11 protein-coding genes and 5 tRNA genes are annotated in these 15,539 nt (G+C 57.5%); 13 read left to right on the forward strand and 3 right to left on the reverse strand.

The window, feature by feature from the left end; all coding sequences use genetic code 11:
- Positions 1-155 precede the first annotated feature (155 nt).
- Entirely contained in the window at positions 156-1,010 is an 855-nt protein-coding gene (gene folD / locus ACYZUC_RS29905) for a bifunctional methylenetetrahydrofolate dehydrogenase/methenyltetrahydrofolate cyclohydrolase FolD (RefSeq protein ID WP_008034109.1), read from the reverse strand.
- Positions 1,011-1,285: 275 nt separating this feature from the next.
- On the opposite strand from folD, the gene ACYZUC_RS29910 reads away from it, so the two are divergent.
- The 12 genes from ACYZUC_RS29910 to ACYZUC_RS29965 all read left to right on the forward strand — a co-directional run bounded on the left by ACYZUC_RS29910 (position 1,286) and on the right by ACYZUC_RS29965 (position 11,741).
- Positions 1,286-1,362: transfer RNA gene (locus ACYZUC_RS29910), tRNA-Arg, on the forward strand.
- 32 nt (positions 1,363-1,394) lie between these two features.
- A tRNA-His gene (locus ACYZUC_RS29915) sits at positions 1,395-1,470 on the forward strand.
- A 54-nt stretch (positions 1,471-1,524) separates the two neighbouring features.
- Positions 1,525-1,609: transfer RNA gene (locus ACYZUC_RS29920), tRNA-Leu, on the forward strand.
- Between the two features lie 77 nt (positions 1,610-1,686).
- Positions 1,687-1,762 (forward strand) — tRNA-His (locus ACYZUC_RS29925).
- Positions 1,763-2,163: 401 nt separating this feature from the next.
- On the forward strand, positions 2,164-3,474 hold the full coding sequence (gene tig, locus ACYZUC_RS29930; RefSeq protein WP_214377369.1) for a trigger factor: 1,311 nt from the start codon (positions 2,164-2,166) through the stop codon (positions 3,472-3,474).
- A 93-nt stretch (positions 3,475-3,567) separates the two neighbouring features.
- A complete protein-coding gene (gene clpP, locus ACYZUC_RS29935) occupies positions 3,568-4,203 on the forward strand; it encodes an ATP-dependent Clp endopeptidase proteolytic subunit ClpP (RefSeq protein WP_008034105.1) in 636 nt (211 codons plus the stop codon).
- 112 nt (positions 4,204-4,315) lie between these two features.
- Entirely contained in the window at positions 4,316-5,599 is a 1,284-nt protein-coding gene (gene clpX, locus ACYZUC_RS29940) for an ATP-dependent Clp protease ATP-binding subunit ClpX (RefSeq protein ID WP_007946893.1), read from the forward strand.
- Between the two features lie 162 nt (positions 5,600-5,761).
- Positions 5,762-8,158: an endopeptidase La gene (gene lon / locus ACYZUC_RS29945; protein WP_192419905.1), complete on the forward strand. Its 2,397-nt coding sequence runs from the start codon at positions 5,762-5,764 to the stop codon at positions 8,156-8,158.
- A 147-nt stretch (positions 8,159-8,305) separates the two neighbouring features.
- A complete protein-coding gene (locus tag ACYZUC_RS29950) occupies positions 8,306-8,578 on the forward strand; it encodes an HU family DNA-binding protein (RefSeq protein WP_002552737.1) in 273 nt (90 codons plus the stop codon).
- Between the two features lie 53 nt (positions 8,579-8,631).
- Positions 8,632-8,709: transfer RNA gene (locus ACYZUC_RS29955), tRNA-Leu, on the forward strand.
- A gap of 102 nt (positions 8,710-8,811) precedes the next feature.
- Positions 8,812-10,683: a SurA N-terminal domain-containing protein gene (locus tag ACYZUC_RS29960; RefSeq protein ID WP_461992266.1), complete on the forward strand. Its 1,872-nt coding sequence runs from the start codon at positions 8,812-8,814 to the stop codon at positions 10,681-10,683.
- Positions 10,684-10,913: 230 nt separating this feature from the next.
- A complete protein-coding gene (locus ACYZUC_RS29965; protein ID WP_461992268.1) occupies positions 10,914-11,741 on the forward strand; it encodes a DUF2242 domain-containing protein in 828 nt (275 codons plus the stop codon).
- 350 nt (positions 11,742-12,091) lie between these two features.
- Here ACYZUC_RS29965 and ACYZUC_RS29970 read toward each other — a convergent pair whose 3' ends face one another.
- A complete protein-coding gene (locus tag ACYZUC_RS29970) occupies positions 12,092-13,132 on the reverse strand; it encodes an AraC family transcriptional regulator (RefSeq protein ID WP_461992270.1) in 1,041 nt (346 codons plus the stop codon).
- Between the two features lie 3 nt (positions 13,133-13,135).
- Positions 13,136-14,266 carry a carbon-nitrogen hydrolase family protein gene (locus ACYZUC_RS29975; protein WP_461992272.1) on the reverse strand — a complete coding sequence of 377 codons (1,131 nt, stop codon included), beginning with the start codon at positions 14,264-14,266 and terminating at the stop codon, positions 13,136-13,138.
- A 264-nt stretch (positions 14,267-14,530) separates the two neighbouring features.
- Here ACYZUC_RS29975 and ACYZUC_RS29980 point away from each other — a divergent pair, with 264 nt between their 5' ends.
- On the forward strand, positions 14,531-15,538 hold the full coding sequence (locus ACYZUC_RS29980; RefSeq protein ID WP_461992273.1) for an Ldh family oxidoreductase: 1,008 nt from the start codon (positions 14,531-14,533) through the stop codon (positions 15,536-15,538).
- Position 15,539 lies beyond the last annotated feature (1 nt).

Genomic DNA, 15,539 nt, shown 5'->3' on the forward strand with positions numbered 1-15,539 from the left:
AGAACTGTCGATGGTTGTTCAATCAACAGGCGAAAGTCCTTGAAAAGCCCTACAAAACAGCAGGTTTCCGGCGAGTGGTAGCGTCATTCCCCGGGCAAAAAAAACCCCGCCATTGGCGGGGTTCTTTTGTTCGTCGCCTGGATCGAGGCGTGAACTCAGCTGTGCAGTGTTTCCGCTGCGTACAGCGTGTTTTCCAGCAGGCAGGCGCGGGTCATCGGGCCGACGCCGCCCGGTACTGGAGTGATCCAGCCAGCGCGGGGCAGGGCGGTCTCGTAGATCACGTCGCCGACCAGTTTGCCGTCTTCCTGACGGTTGATGCCGACGTCGATCACGATCGCGCCTTCCTTGATCCACTCACCCTTGACCAGGCCCGGCTTGCCGGCGGCCACCACCACCAGATCGGCACGACCGACGTGGCCTGCCAGATCCTTGGTGAAGCGGTGGGTAACGGTCACGGTGCAACCGGCCAGCAACAATTCCATCGCCATCGGTCGCCCGACAATGTTGGAGGCGCCGACGACCACTGCGTCCATCCCGTAAAGATCGGCACCGGTGCTTTCCAGCAGGGTCATGATCCCTTTGGGCGTGCAAGGGCGCAGCAGCGGAATGCGCTGGGCCAGACGACCGACGTTATAAGGATGGAAGCCGTCGACGTCTTTGTCCGGACGAATGCGTTCCAGCAATTTGGACGCGTCCAGGTGTTCAGGCAGCGGAAGCTGAAGCAGAACGCCGTCGATTGCCGGATCGTCGTTCAGGCGATCGATCAGGGCGGTCAGCGCTTCTTGAGTGGTTTCGGAAGGCAGGTCGTAGGCTTGGGAAATGAAGCCGACCTCTTCACAGTCTTTACGCTTGTGCGAGACATAAACCTGAGAGGCAGGATCGCTGCCGACCAGGATCACCGCGAGACCGGGAGTGCGCAGGCCTTGCTGGCGACGCTCGGTGACGCGTTTGGCGATCTGCTGGCGCAGGCTGGCGGCGATCGATTTGCCGTCGATTAGTTGTGCAGTCATTGCGCGTGATTAACCATCGAGAGGGGAAAAAAAGAGAACGCATTCTCGCATGTCATGAGGTGAGGGCAAAGGCGCTTGGTCTGCAAATTCCTCTAACCCCTTTAATTAAATGAATTTTTTTTAAAAAGGATTTGACGCCCTACGGGGGGCTCTATACTATTCGTCGCACTTGTCGGGCACAGCCTAGCACTGGTTAAGAAGGTCGAGTGGAATTACGATTCTGCAAGGCTGGAAAGCACTTAGTTTGTAGTCCTTCAAGGGTACAGATTAAAAAGGCGCCCGTAGCTCAGCTGGATAGAGCATCCGCCTTCTAAGCGGATGGTCGCAGGTTCGAGTCCTGCCGGGTGCGCCATTAGGCAGCTTTGGCACAAGTAACGCGATATGGTGGGCGTAGCTCAGTTGGTAGAGCACGGGATTGTGACTCCCGTTGTCGTGGGTTCGATCCCCATCGTCCACCCCATATTTCGAAAGGCGCCAGATTAACAGTCTGGCGCCTTTGCTTTAACGGCTACATGCGGATGTGGTGGAATTGGTAGACACACTGGATTTAGGTTCCAGCGCCGCGAGGCGTAAGAGTTCGAGTCTCTTCATCCGCACCAAATAAAGCTTCATTCGGGCCGTTGGCTTGGTTGGGGCTCAACGAAGAAGTTGTTTGGCTTCTTTGTTACGCAATATGGTGGGCGTAGCTCAGTTGGTAGAGCACGGGATTGTGACTCCCGTTGTCGTGGGTTCGATCCCCATCGTCCACCCCATATTCCGAAAGGCGCCAGATTTAACAGTCTGGCGCCTTTTTTGTTTTAGGGTTTGAGTGTTTCGCGACTGCAGGTTCTGGGTCGCAGGCGCAGGGCGTTTCGTCGTATTTTTGTTTCTCGATGATGCCGTGCTGCTCGCCGGTCTTGCTCACGAGATCGGCTGTCAGGGGGGTGCCTGGCAATCGCTTCTATATATAGAAGGGTTGGCGCAGAGCCCTGGCATGATTGGCTGTATTTGCCACCGGGGCGAGATGCATTCATGCATTCGCACCTATAAATTGCCTGCTGCGTTGTTACCCGTTTTCAGTAGGGTGACTTCTTGAGTTTGACCTACTAGAATGCATGCCCTTGATTCTGGGGTCGGAAACGGCCGGCCAACGTCTGTGCAACGAGGAATATCCATGCAAGTTTCTGTTGAAAATACTTCTGCTCTTGAGCGCCGCATGAGCATCACCGTGCCGGCTGAGCGCATCGAGACTCAGGTCAACAAGCGTCTGCAGCAGACCGCCCAAAAGGCCAAGATCGCTGGTTTCCGTCCAGGCAAAGTGCCGATGAGCGAAATCAAGCGCCGTTTTGGTGCTGATGCACGTCAGGAAGCTGTTGGCGACGTCATCCAGTCCTCTTTCTACGAAGCAGTAGTTGAGCAAAAGCTGAACCCGGCTGGCGCTCCTTCGATCGAGCCGAAATCCCTGGAAGCTGGCAAAGACCTGGAATACGTCGCGATTTTCGAAGTGTTCCCAGAGTTCACTGTTGCCGGTTTCGAAGGCATCACCGTTGAGCGCCTGAGCGCTGACGTGGCTGACGCCGATCTGGACAAAATGCTGGACGTGCTGCGCAAGCAGAACACCCGTTTCGAAGTGGCCGATCGCGCCGCTCAGAACGACGACCAACTGAACATCGATTTCGTCGGCAAGGTTGACGGTGAAGTGTTCGCTGGCGGTTCCGCCAAAGGCACTCAGCTGGTTCTGGGTTCCGGCCGCATGATCCCGGGCTTCGAAGACGGTCTGGTTGGCGCTAAAGCCGGCGAAGAGCGCGTTCTGAACCTGACCTTCCCAGAGGACTATCAGAACCTGGACCTGGCGGGCAAAACCGCTGAGTTCACCGTGACTGTGAACACAGTTTCCGAGCCAAAACTGCCTGAGCTGAACGAAGAATTCTTCGCTCAATTCGGCATCAAGGAAACCGGTCTGGAAGGCTTCCGCGCCGAAGTTCGCAAGAACATGGAGCGTGAGCTGCGTCAGGCAATCAAATCCAAGGTCAAGAATCAGGTAATGGACGGTCTGCTGGCCACCAACCCGATCGAAGTGCCAAAGGCCCTGCTGTCCAACGAAGTTGACCGTCTGCGCGTGCAGGCTGTTCAGCAGTTCGGTGGCAACATCAAGCCTGACCAACTGCCGGCCGAGCTGTTCGAAGAGCAAGCCAAGCGTCGCGTTGTTCTGGGTCTGATCGTGGCTGAAGTGGTCAAGCAATTCGACCTCAAGCCTGACGAAGCCCGCGTTCGCGAAATGATCCAGGAAATGGCTTCGGCCTACCAAGAGCCTGAGCAGGTTGTGTCCTGGTACTACAAGAACGACCAGCAACTGAACGAAGTCCGTTCGGTTGTGCTGGAAGAGCAAGTTGTGGATACTGTTCTGCAGAAAGCTAGCGTGACCGACAAATCGGTCTCTTACGAAGAAGCGGTCAAGCCGGTAGAAGCTCCACAAGCCGACTGATCTTTTCTGCGGTAAGAAGCACACACCATAAGCCAGCCTTCGTGCTGGCTTATGCGTATTCAAGACATAACTATTTGGGAGTGACTGCAGAGCATGTTCCGTAATTCGTATATTCAGCAGAACTCTGATATCCAGGCCGCAGGCGGCCTGGTCCCGATGGTTGTCGAGCAATCTGCTCGTGGCGAGCGCGCCTACGACATTTACTCGCGTCTTCTCAAGGAGCGGGTGATCTTTCTGGTGGGTCCGGTAGAGGACTACATGGCCAACCTGATTTGTGCGCAGCTGCTGTTCCTTGAAGCGGAAAACCCGGACAAGGACATCCATCTCTATATCAACTCCCCGGGCGGTTCGGTGACGGCTGGCATGTCGATCTACGACACCATGCAGTTCATCAAGCCAAACGTGTCGACCACCTGTATCGGTCAGGCCTGCAGCATGGGCGCATTCCTGCTGACCGCCGGTGCCCCTGGCAAGCGTTACTGCCTGCCGAACTCACGTGTGATGATTCACCAGCCACTGGGCGGTTTCCAGGGGCAGGCTTCGGATATCGAAATCCATGCCAAGGAAATCCTCTTCATTCGTGAGCGTCTCAACACGCTGATGGCCAAGCATAGCGGGCGCACGCTTGAAGAGATCGAGCGCGATACCAACCGCGACAATTTCATGAGTGCAGAAGCCGCGCGTGAATACGGGTTGATCGATGAAGTGATCACCCAGCGCCCCGCTTAATATAAGCAGCTCAAAATAAGGCAGGTCGGCTGGTCCGATCACCTGCGGGCTTGAAAAAGCCCGCAATAGCCTTCATCTTGTGTTGCAAGCCTATCGGATTTGGATCGAACGAATGACTGACACCCGCAACGGCGAGGACAACGGCAAGCTGCTCTATTGCTCCTTCTGTGGCAAAAGCCAGCATGAAGTGCGCAAATTGATTGCCGGCCCCTCGGTCTTTATCTGCGACGAGTGCGTCGACCTGTGCAATGACATCATCCGAGAGGAGGTGCAGGAAGCCCAGGCGGAAAGCAGCGCGCATAAATTGCCTTCGCCTAAAGAAATCAGCGGCATCCTTGATCAGTACGTGATTGGTCAGGAGCGTGCAAAAAAGGTTCTGGCTGTAGCGGTGTACAACCACTACAAACGCCTGAACCAGCGTGACAAAAAGAATGACGACGTCGAACTCGGCAAGAGCAACATCTTGCTGATCGGCCCGACAGGCTCGGGTAAAACCCTGCTTGCCGAAACACTGGCCCGCTTGTTGAACGTTCCGTTCACCATCGCCGACGCAACCACCCTCACCGAGGCGGGTTACGTGGGTGAAGATGTCGAGAACATCATTCAGAAGCTGTTGCAGAAGTGCGATTACGACGTAGAAAAAGCCCAGATGGGTATTGTCTACATCGATGAGATCGACAAGATCTCGCGCAAGTCTGACAACCCGTCGATCACCCGGGACGTTTCCGGTGAAGGCGTGCAGCAGGCCCTGCTCAAGCTGATCGAAGGTACGGTCGCTTCCGTTCCGCCTCAAGGTGGTCGCAAGCATCCGCAGCAGGAATTCCTTCAGGTTGACACCCGTAACATCCTGTTCATCTGCGGCGGCGCATTCTCTGGTCTGGAAAAGGTTATTCAAAACCGTTCCACCAAGGGCGGCATCGGTTTCAACGCAGAAGTGCGCAGCAAGGAAGAAGGCAAGAAAGTCGGTGAATCCCTGCGTGAAGTCGAGCCTGACGATCTGGTCAAGTTCGGTCTGATCCCGGAATTCGTCGGTCGTCTGCCGGTCCTCGCCACGCTGGACGAGCTTGATGAAGCTGCATTGATGCAGATCCTCACCGAGCCGAAAAATGCTCTGACCAAACAGTATGCCAAGCTGTTCGAGATGGAAGGCGTGGACCTGGAATTCCGGGCCGACGCACTCAAATCGGTCGCTAAACGTGCCCTGGAACGCAAGACCGGTGCCCGTGGACTGCGTTCGATTCTCGAAGGTGTATTGCTCGACACTATGTATGAAATCCCCTCGCAGTCCGAGGTGAGTAAAGTAGTGATCGATGAAAGCGTTATAGAAGGCAAGTCCAAGCCACTGTATATCTACGAAAACAGTGAGCCGGCTGCCAAGGCCGCGCCAGACGCTTAAGCGTCACGCAGCTGGAATAAAGAAGGGGCCTTCGGGCCCCTTTTCTTTTAAACCATTTTTAACGTCCTCTTTGCGCTTGTTTTTTTTCAAGGCAGCCCCCATCTTGGTTTCAAGCTTACTTCCATCTGTTTACGGCCTTATGGCCGCCGTAGAGGCGAAATCATGAAGACAACCATCGAATTGCCTCTCCTGCCATTGCGTGATGTTGTGGTTTATCCGCACATGGTTATCCCGCTGTTCGTGGGGCGCGAGAAATCCATCGAAGCCCTCGAGGCAGCGATGACGGGCGACAAGCAGATCCTTCTGCTGGCCCAGAGAAACCCTGCTGACGACGATCCCGGTGAAGAAGCACTTTATCGCGTAGGTACGATCGCTACCGTTCTGCAGTTGCTCAAGTTGCCTGACGGCACGGTCAAGGTTCTGGTCGAAGGTGAGCAGCGGGGCGCCGTGGAGCGCTTCAGCGAAGTGGACGGCCACTGCCGTGCCGAAGTCTCCTTGATCGATGAAGTCGATGCTCCTGAGCGCGAGTCGGAAGTGTTTGTCCGCAGCCTGCTGGCTCAGTTCGAACAATATGTGCAGCTGGGCAAGAAAGTCCCCGCTGAAGTCCTGTCGTCGCTCAACAGCATCGACGAGCCAGGCCGCCTGGTCGATACCATGGCCGCGCACATGGCCCTGAAGATCGAGCAGAAGCAGGAAATTCTCGAAATCATCGATTTGTCGGCCCGGGTCGAGCACGTCCTGGCGTTGCTGGATGCCGAGATCGACCTGCTGCAAGTCGAAAAACGCATTCGCGGTCGCGTCAAAAAACAAATGGAGCGCAGCCAGCGCGAGTACTACCTGAATGAGCAGATGAAGGCCATTCAGAAAGAACTCGGCGACAGCGACGAAGGCCATAACGAAATCGAAGAGCTGAAAAAGCGCATCGATGCCGCCGGCCTGCCGAAAGACGCCTTGGCCAAAGCCCAGGGCGAACTGAACAAGCTGAAACAAATGTCGCCAATGTCCGCGGAAGCGACCGTGGTGCGTTCGTACATCGACTGGCTGGTTCAGGTGCCGTGGAAGGCTCAGAGCAAAGTGCGTCTGGACCTGGCACGTGCCGAAGACATCCTCGACGCAGACCACTACGGTCTGGAAGAAGTCAAAGAACGCATCCTCGAATACCTCGCCGTGCAAAAGCGCGTGAAGAAGATTCGTGGCCCGGTGTTGTGCCTGGTCGGTCCTCCTGGCGTGGGTAAAACCTCGCTGGCGGAGTCGATTGCTCACGCCACCAACCGTAAATTCGTGCGCATGGCCCTCGGTGGTGTGCGTGATGAAGCGGAAATTCGTGGTCATCGCCGGACTTATATCGGTTCGATGCCAGGAAGATTGATTCAAAAGATGACAAAAGTGGGCGTCCGCAACCCTCTGTTCCTGCTCGATGAAATCGACAAAATGGGCAGCGACATGCGTGGCGATCCAGCGTCGGCGTTGCTGGAAGTGCTCGATCCGGAGCAGAACCACAACTTCAACGATCACTATCTGGAAGTCGATTACGACCTGTCCGATGTGATGTTCCTGTGCACCTCGAACTCGATGAATATTCCACCGGCGCTGCTCGACCGGATGGAAGTGATTCGTCTGCCGGGTTACACCGAAGACGAGAAAATCAACATCGCCGTCAAATACCTTTCGCCGAAGCAGATCACGGCCAACGGTTTGAAGAAAGGCGAGCTGGAATTCGACGCCGAAGCGATCCGCGACATCATCCGCTACTACACCCGCGAAGCCGGTGTACGGGGGCTGGAGCGCCAGATTGCCAAGGTTTGCCGCAAGGCGGTCAAAGAGCACGCACTGGAAAAACGCTTCTCGGTGAAGGTTACTGCCGACATGCTGGAGCACTTCCTGGGCGTGCGTAAATTCCGCTACGGCCTGGCTGAATCGCAAGATCAGATCGGTCAGGTGACCGGCTTGGCATGGACTCAGGTGGGCGGCGAATTGCTGACCATCGAAGCCGCTGTCGTACCGGGCAAAGGCCAGTTGATCAAGACCGGTTCGCTGGGTGACGTGATGGTCGAATCGATCACCGCTGCCCTGACCGTTGTCCGCAGTCGTGCGAAGAGCCTGGGCATTCCCCTGGACTTCCACGAGAAGCGCGACACGCACATCCACATGCCGGAAGGGGCGACCCCGAAGGACGGCCCTAGCGCCGGTGTAGGCATGTGCACGGCCCTGGTGTCGGCGTTGACCGGGATTCCGGTGCGCGCTGACGTGGCCATGACGGGTGAAATTACCTTGCGCGGTCAAGTGCTGGCGATTGGCGGTCTGAAAGAAAAACTGCTTGCTGCCCACCGTGGCGGGATCAAGACGGTGATCATTCCTGAAGAGAACGTACGCGATCTGAAGGAAATTCCTGACAATATCAAGCAAGATCTGCAGATTAAACCGGTTAAATGGATTGACGAGGTCCTGCAAATTGCGCTGCAATACGCGCCGGAGCCCTTGCCCGATGTAGCTCCGGAGATAGTTGCAAAGGATGAAAAACGCGAGTCTGACTCTAAGGAAAGAATTAGCACGCATTAGTACGCATTTGCCTGGAGGGCTTGTTGACAGCTTTTTAGAGCCCTTGTTATAAAGCGGCTCTTAAGTGTCTGTAGGCCATTCAGCACTCGTTTTTGCTTTCACCAAAAAACTTAGAATCATACTCAAATAGATATAAGGGGACTTAGAGTGAACAAGTCGGAACTGATTGATGCTATCGCTGCATCCGCTGATATCCCGAAAGCTGCTGCTGGCCGTGCGCTGGACGCTGTAATCGAATCCGTCACTGGCGCTCTCAAGGCTGGCGACTCTGTTGTTCTGGTTGGTTTCGGTACTTTCTCCGTAACTGATCGTCCAGCTCGCATTGGTCGTAACCCACAGACCGGTAAGACGCTGGAAATCGCAGCAGCCAAAAAACCAGGTTTCAAAGCCGGTAAAGCACTGAAAGAAGCTGTCAACTAAGTTCGATTCAGGTTTTTGCCTATCCGGGTCGGGGTCATGCCTGACCTGGCAGCGGAGCGGTAGTCCAGTCGGCAAGTTGCCGGTCCGAGACACCGAGGGTCGCAAGTTCGAACCCTTGGTCCGCTCCGCCAGTTACGAGAAGGCGCATCCTCGGATGCGCCTTTCTTCTATCCGGATTCTACCCACGCTCCACGGTTGCCTAATTTTGAAGTTCAACCGTTTCTGGGGGACGCATGCTGCAGAATATCAGGGACAATTCACAAGGCTGGATTGCCAAGACCATTATCGGGGTCATCGTTGCACTGATGGCTTTGACCGGTTTCGACGCCATTTTTCAGGCCACCACCCATCGTAACGATGCGGCCAAGGTCAACGGCGAAGAAATCAGCCAGAACGAGCTGAGCCAGGCGGTCGATATGCAACGCCGTCAACTCATGCAACAGCTGGGCAAGGATTTCGATGCTTCCTTGCTCGACGAAAAAATGCTGCGCGAATCGGCCCTCAAAGGCTTGATCGACCGCAAACTGTTGCTGCAAGGCGCAGAAAACTCGAAATTCGCTTTTTCCGAAGCGGCTTTGGACCAAGTGATCCTGCAAACCCCTGAGTTCCAGGTGGACGGCAAGTTCAGCTCCGAGCGTTTCGATCAGGTTATTCGTCAGCTCGGCTACAGCCGCATGCAATTCCGCCAGATGCTGGCTCAGGAAATGCTGATCGGCCAACTGCGCGCTGGCTTGGCAGGCAGCGGTTTCGTCACCGACGCACAGGTGCTTGCGTTCGCCCGTCTGGAAAAACAGACCCGCGATTTCGCTACCCTGAACGTCAAGGCTGACCCGGCGGCTGTGAAGCTGACCGACGATGAGGTCAAGGCCTACTACGACGAACACGCCAAGGAATTCATGACACCGGATCAGGTGATCATCGATTACCTCGAGTTGAAGAAGTCTTCCTTCTTTGATCAGGTCGCGGTGAAAGACGAAGACCTGCAAGCGGCGTATCAGAAAGAAATCGCCAACCTGTCCGAGCAACGTCGGGCGGCGCACATTCTGATCGAAGTGAACGGCAAGGTGACCGAGGCGCAAGCCAAGGCCAAGATCGAAGAGGTTCAGGCCCGTCTGGCCAAAGGCGAGAAGTTCGAGGCCCTGGCCAAGGAGTTCTCCCAGGATCCAGGTTCGGCGAACAACGGTGGTGACCTCGGTTACGCAGGCCCTGGCGTCTACGATCCAGCGTTCGAAACCGCGCTGTATGCGTTGGCCAAGGACCAGGTTTCGGCCCCGGTTCGTACTGATTTCGGCTTCCACCTGATCAAGCTGTTGGGTGTCGAGGCACCGGAAGTTCCGACCCTCGCCAGCCTGAAAGACAAGCTGACTCGCGAGCTGAAAACCCAGCAGGTCGAGCAGCGTTTCGTCGAGGCGACCAAGCAACTGGAAGACTCGTCGTTCGAATCTTCCGATCTGGCCCAGCCGGCACAGGACCTGAAACTGACCGTTCACACCTCCAAGCCGTTCGGCCGGGAAGGTGGCGACGGCGTTGCAGCCAACCGTGCGGTGATCGCTGCAGCGTTCAGTCCTGAAGTGCTGGATGAGGGTGCCAACAGCACCGCCATCGAACTCGATCCGGAAACCGTGATCGTGTTGCGCGCCAAGGAGCACCTGAAGCCTGCGCAACTGCCGCTGGAAAGCGTCTCTGCCGCCATCCGTGGGCAATTGGCCAAGGAGCACGCAAGTGCTGCCGCCAAGACCAAGGCTGATGAGCTGATTGCCAGCCTGCGCGAGGGCAAGACGCCGCTGGACAAGGCGATTGATGGTCAGAACTGGAAAGTCACCGCTGCGGCGAATCGCGCTCAGGAAGGGATCGACCCGACTGTGCTGCAAGCGTTGTTCCGCATGCCGAAGCCGGTAGCCAAAGACAAGCCGACCTTCAGCAGCGTGACTCTGACCGATGGTAGCCTGGTGATCGTGCGTCTGAACGGCGTCAACGAAGCCGCTGCGCCGACCGACGAAGAGAAGGCTCAATACCGCCGCTTCCTCGCCTCGCGCATCGGTCAGCAAGACTTTGCTGCGTACCGCAAGCAGCTGGAAGCCGAAGCGGACATCAAGCGTTTCTGATGCCTGACTGAGTTTCCCGCAACACAAAGACCCCGGCCAAACCGCCGGGGTTTTTTGTGGGCGCAGTAAAAGCGGGCAGGGGCTGTCCGTCGGCTGAGTTTTTTTCGGGCGACTTTTTCCTGAAAATGGCAGTCATTACACTTGTAACTGTTTCAAGACACTAATCGATGCGACGCTAAGCATCGATCTGTTGCACAATACGCCCCGGACTGTTTTTCTCAGGATGCTCAATGTTTAAATCATTTCCCGTGCGGGTTGTCGGGCTGGCGTTGGTGCTGGCCGTCGCGGCCGGTTGCTCTTCGAAAAAAGCCCCGATCTATGAGCATGAGAACTTCGATGACTCCGGAACCTTTTCGCGCAATTACCCGGTCACCGATGCGCAATCCTGCGAAGCCGCCCGTCGCGCGTTGCTCAGCCAGGGTTACATCATCACCAGCAGCGACCCGAAGCTGATCAGTGGTCACAAGAGCTTCCAGCAGACTGGCGAGACCCACATGGAGATCAGCTTCAGTGTGGTCTGTGCCGATGATGGCAGCGAAGGCCATCACGCGACCATGTTCGCCAACGCCTTGCAGGACCGCTATGCGCTGAAGAAGACCAACAACTCCGCGAGCCTCGGTGTCGGTGTGCTGGGTTCGGTATCGATGCCGATCGGCTCGTCCGACGACTCGATGGTCAAGGTCGCCAGTGAAACCGTCTCTTCGGCGAAATTCTACGAGCGCTTCTTCTCCCTGGTGGAATTGTTCCTGCCGCCGGAAGCGAAAAAAGCCGCGCACATCGTCGAAAAGCCGAAAACCGATCTGGGCGTGCCTGAAGCCAAAGCTGCACCGGCGCCTGAGCCGGCCTCTGCCGCCCAATCAGCTCCAGCTCCGGCCGCCGAGCCTGCGCCAGCACCTGCTGCAGAACCGGTTGCACCGCCACCTGAGCCCGCACCGGTTGCACCGGCCGAGAACGCTGAATCGGCGGCACCGTCGACGGAAAACGTCACGCCACCGGCGCAGTCGAATTTGCCTCCACCGAGCGAACCGATTCCTGCCATGCCTGTGACCAGCCAATAACCGGTGACTGACGTTCCGGGATCGGCTCGTCGCCTGTCGATCCCGGAATCGTGTTCAAGTTTGATCCGCGTCAACCCAGGCCGCATTCCTGTCGCCTGTATCGAAAAAAACCTGTGATAAATTCCTGACCACCTGCTACGTTTTATTCAGTAGCGATGAAGCGTCGTGCCTGCGTCATTTTTCTTTCACGCGGGCACTTTATGCTCAAGGTGCAGGTCATTTATTCAAGCGTTTTTTCAATGAGCGATGGGGGATTCAAAATGGACGATTATCAAGAAGAGCTGCTCGAGTTCCAGGCCTTTGAACTGGACCCGCTGGAACCGGCCGAAGACGCTACCGAGCTGTAAGCGTCAGGCTGACTGGCGGTGACTGCGGCGAAACTCGCCGGGTGTCTGACCGCTCCAGCGTTTGAAAGCACGTTGAAACGCTTCGGCTGAGGCAAAGCCCAGCAGGTAGGCGATTTCACCGAACGCCAGTTCGGTGTCACGAATGTAGGTCATGGCCAGGTCGCGACGAGTGTCGTTGAGAATTGCACGAAACTGCGTGCCTTCCTCGGTGAGTTTGCGGCGCAAGGTCCAGGTAGGCAGCTTCAGGCGTGCCGCCACTTCTTCCAGGTCGGGTTCCCGGCCACCATTGAGCAACGGCCCCAGCAACTGAGTGATGCGTTCACGCAGGCTGCGGGTGCGTGTCAGTTGTTCCAGTTCCCGTTCACACAATTGCAGCAGGTGTCGCCACGTACTCGGGCAGTGCAGCGGGTTGCGCTGAGCGAGGCTGGCCAGGCTCAGGCGCAGTTGGTTCTGTTCGGCGCCAAACAGGATCGGACAATCGCCCAGCACCGCATAAGCGTCCCGGTAATCCGGTTCGTCGAACTCGATCTCGATGCGCTCAGCGCTCAGGGGGACAGGGCTGACGCTGGACAATTGTTGCAACCAGCCGGCGATGATCGAATCGACCACGAAGCGGTTATAGGCGTTGTAAGGGCTGATGGAATAGAACCGCAGCCACGCGCCTTGGGCATCTTCGTGGAAACTCGATTGACCGCGATAGTTGGAGCCGTACAAGGCTTCGAAGCGAATCAGGCAACGTGCCGCTTCGCGCACTGTCGGTGCCTGCGCGGCGGTAACCCCGGCGAGGCCGGCCTGGCTCAGGCGGCTGAGCTGGCCCATGCGTAAACCCAGTGCCGGGTCAGCGGTCAGTTGGATGGCACCGTGGCCCAGGCGCATGTAGCGCGGGATCGACAGCCGGGCGCAGGCTTCGCCAAGCCGGGCGGGGTCCAGGCCATACTGGTCGAGCAGGGGCTGAGGATCGATGCCGTGACTGCGCACCGCGTCGGCCAGGCTATGAACAAAGCCCACCGACAGATCGCCCAGACGCATCGGCAACGTTTTCATGGTTTATAACCAAAGGTTCAGCAAGCGCGCGCCACGGAAGTTTCCACCGGCGAAATGCTGTCCGTTGCTGCTGAGAAAACTTTGCCCGGCGCTGCCCTGATCCCAGAACTGCCCACGCAGGAACACGCTCATGCCGGCGACAGCCTGGCTGGCGGGCGGTTGAGCGGTCAGCGTCAGGCGATGCCAGGCTTGACCCTCGCTCAGTTCGCCAGCCTTGAGGCTGACGGAATCGGGCGTCGACAGACCCTTGTAGCCGCGCCATGGCTTGTCCCAGGCGCCGCGACCGATGACGAACGCCGGGACCGCGACCAGCTGCGCGCCCTGATCGTCGAGTTGGCGGTAGTTGTCCGGGTACCAGCTGTCGCTGCCGATCAACACGCCCAGGCGTCCGGCCGGGGTGTCGACGACGTTTAGCGTGTGTTCGCCATTGGCCTGGATCACATCGCTTTCATCGACGATCGGGTGCATCTGGCGCTGTGGCTGGCCAATCGGCAGCCCGTCGCGGCCGAACACCACGCTGCTGTTGTACAGCGCACCACGGCCGATTTTCAGGGTGCCGTCGATGATGCTCGGCTCGGGCAGCACGATGGAACCCGCCACAAGCGTCACATGAAATTCCTTTGCCAGCCCACCAAACAGCGCCTGGTAATCCTTGGCCATGCTCTTGGCTTTCATGCGCAGGTGCGCATCGTCGAGGCGGTTGTCACCCTTGGCGCCGATCAGCGCGCGGACGAACTTCAGCGGGTTGCTCACCGCCAGCCAGTTCATGGCTTCCTTGAGCGTGGTGGCCTGATACAACTCGTCTTTCTCGCCGCTGACCATCAGCCAGGTGCCGACATGTTCAGGCAGCACGACGATGGTTTTTTCATTCAGCAGCCCCTGTTCCTGGGCTTTCTGCAAATAGGCCGCGAGTTTGCGGTGCAAGCGTTCGGCGCTTTGGTAGTCGGTGGGAAACAGTTCGGGCTGGATGCCCAGCAGGTTGCCACGATCGGCAGGCGTTCCCTGATCGATGGCGAGATCGATGCGCAAGTCCGACAGGTAATGACCCGCCGGACGATCCGCGGCCCACATGGCGTAGGTCGTCAGGGCGGCAATCAATGCCATGGAGAAAGTCAGGTACAGAAGTTTGCGCATGGGAAAACAGTTAGTGGCCGTGTGCAGGGTTCATGATTGGCGTTCAGGATGGGGGACGAGGCTACGGTAAAACAATGCGTTGAGGGGCGGTTTTTTTGATTTTTTTGCGGTTTTGCAGCGAATGATGGCCGACGATGCCGAGCCAATGCAAAGACGCATCGCAATGATCGATATGTGCCGAATTCGTCATGGCGTCGACCTAAAGCGATCAAGCCGTGACGGCTGGAGTGGGTCAGGCTGGACGGTCTGTTCAAGGAGGTGATTATGATCCGTCTGTCCCTGGCCGAAGCTCGCGAGCTGGCCGAATCGATCTTGCTGCACAACGGTTTCAACCTTGCCCACGCTCAGGCGGTGACAGCCACAGTGATTGCCGGCGAGCGCGATGGCTGCGCCTCCCATGGTTTGTATCGGATTCTGGGCTGCGTCAACTCACTCAGGGCAGGCAAAGTGGCGGCCGATGCCGAGCCGCAGATCATAGATCAAGCGCCTTCGATCGTGCGCGTGGACGCGGCGGGTGGTTTTTCACAATTGGCGTTCCAGGCTGGGCTGCCGTTGTTGGCGCAGAAAGCCCGGGCAAACGGTATCGCCGCGCTGGCAATCAATCGCTGCGTGCATTTCTCTGCGCTGTGGGTTGAGATCGAGCAACTGACGGCGGCCGGCCTCGTGGCATTGGCCTGCAATCCCAGTCATGCCTGGGTGGCGCCAGCGGGCGGCAGCCAGCCAGTGTTTGGCACCAATCCCATTGCGTTCGGCTGGCCACGCTCGGGCAAGGACCCGTTTGTGTTCGACTTCGCCACCAGCGCGATTGCCCGTGGTGATATCGAGTTGCACCGGCGCGCCGGCAAAGCGCTTCCCGAGGGCTGGGGTGTGGACGCGCAGGGCCAACCAAGCACCGATGCCAACGTGGTGCTCGATGCGGGCGCGATGCTGACGTTCGGTGGGCACAAAGGCTCGGCGCTGGCGGCCATGGTGGAGCTGATCGCCGGGCCGTTGATCGGCGACCTGACCAGTGCCGAGTCACTGGCTTACGACGCCGGCAGCAAGTCGTCGCCGTACCATGGCGAGTTGATCATTGCCCTTGATCCACGGCGCTTTCTCGGTGAAGCCACCGAACAGCATCTGGCCCGTGCCGAGGTCTTGTTTGAGAGTATTGAAGGGCAGGGTGCGCGGTTGCCCTCGCAACGGCGCTATGAGGCGCGAGCGCGTAGCCTGGTGGAGGGCGTCGAGATTCCCGAGGCGTTGTACAACGATCTGAAAGCGCTGCTGGGATGAG

The sequence above is a fragment of the Pseudomonas sp. GT1P32 genome, assembly GCF_054897805.1.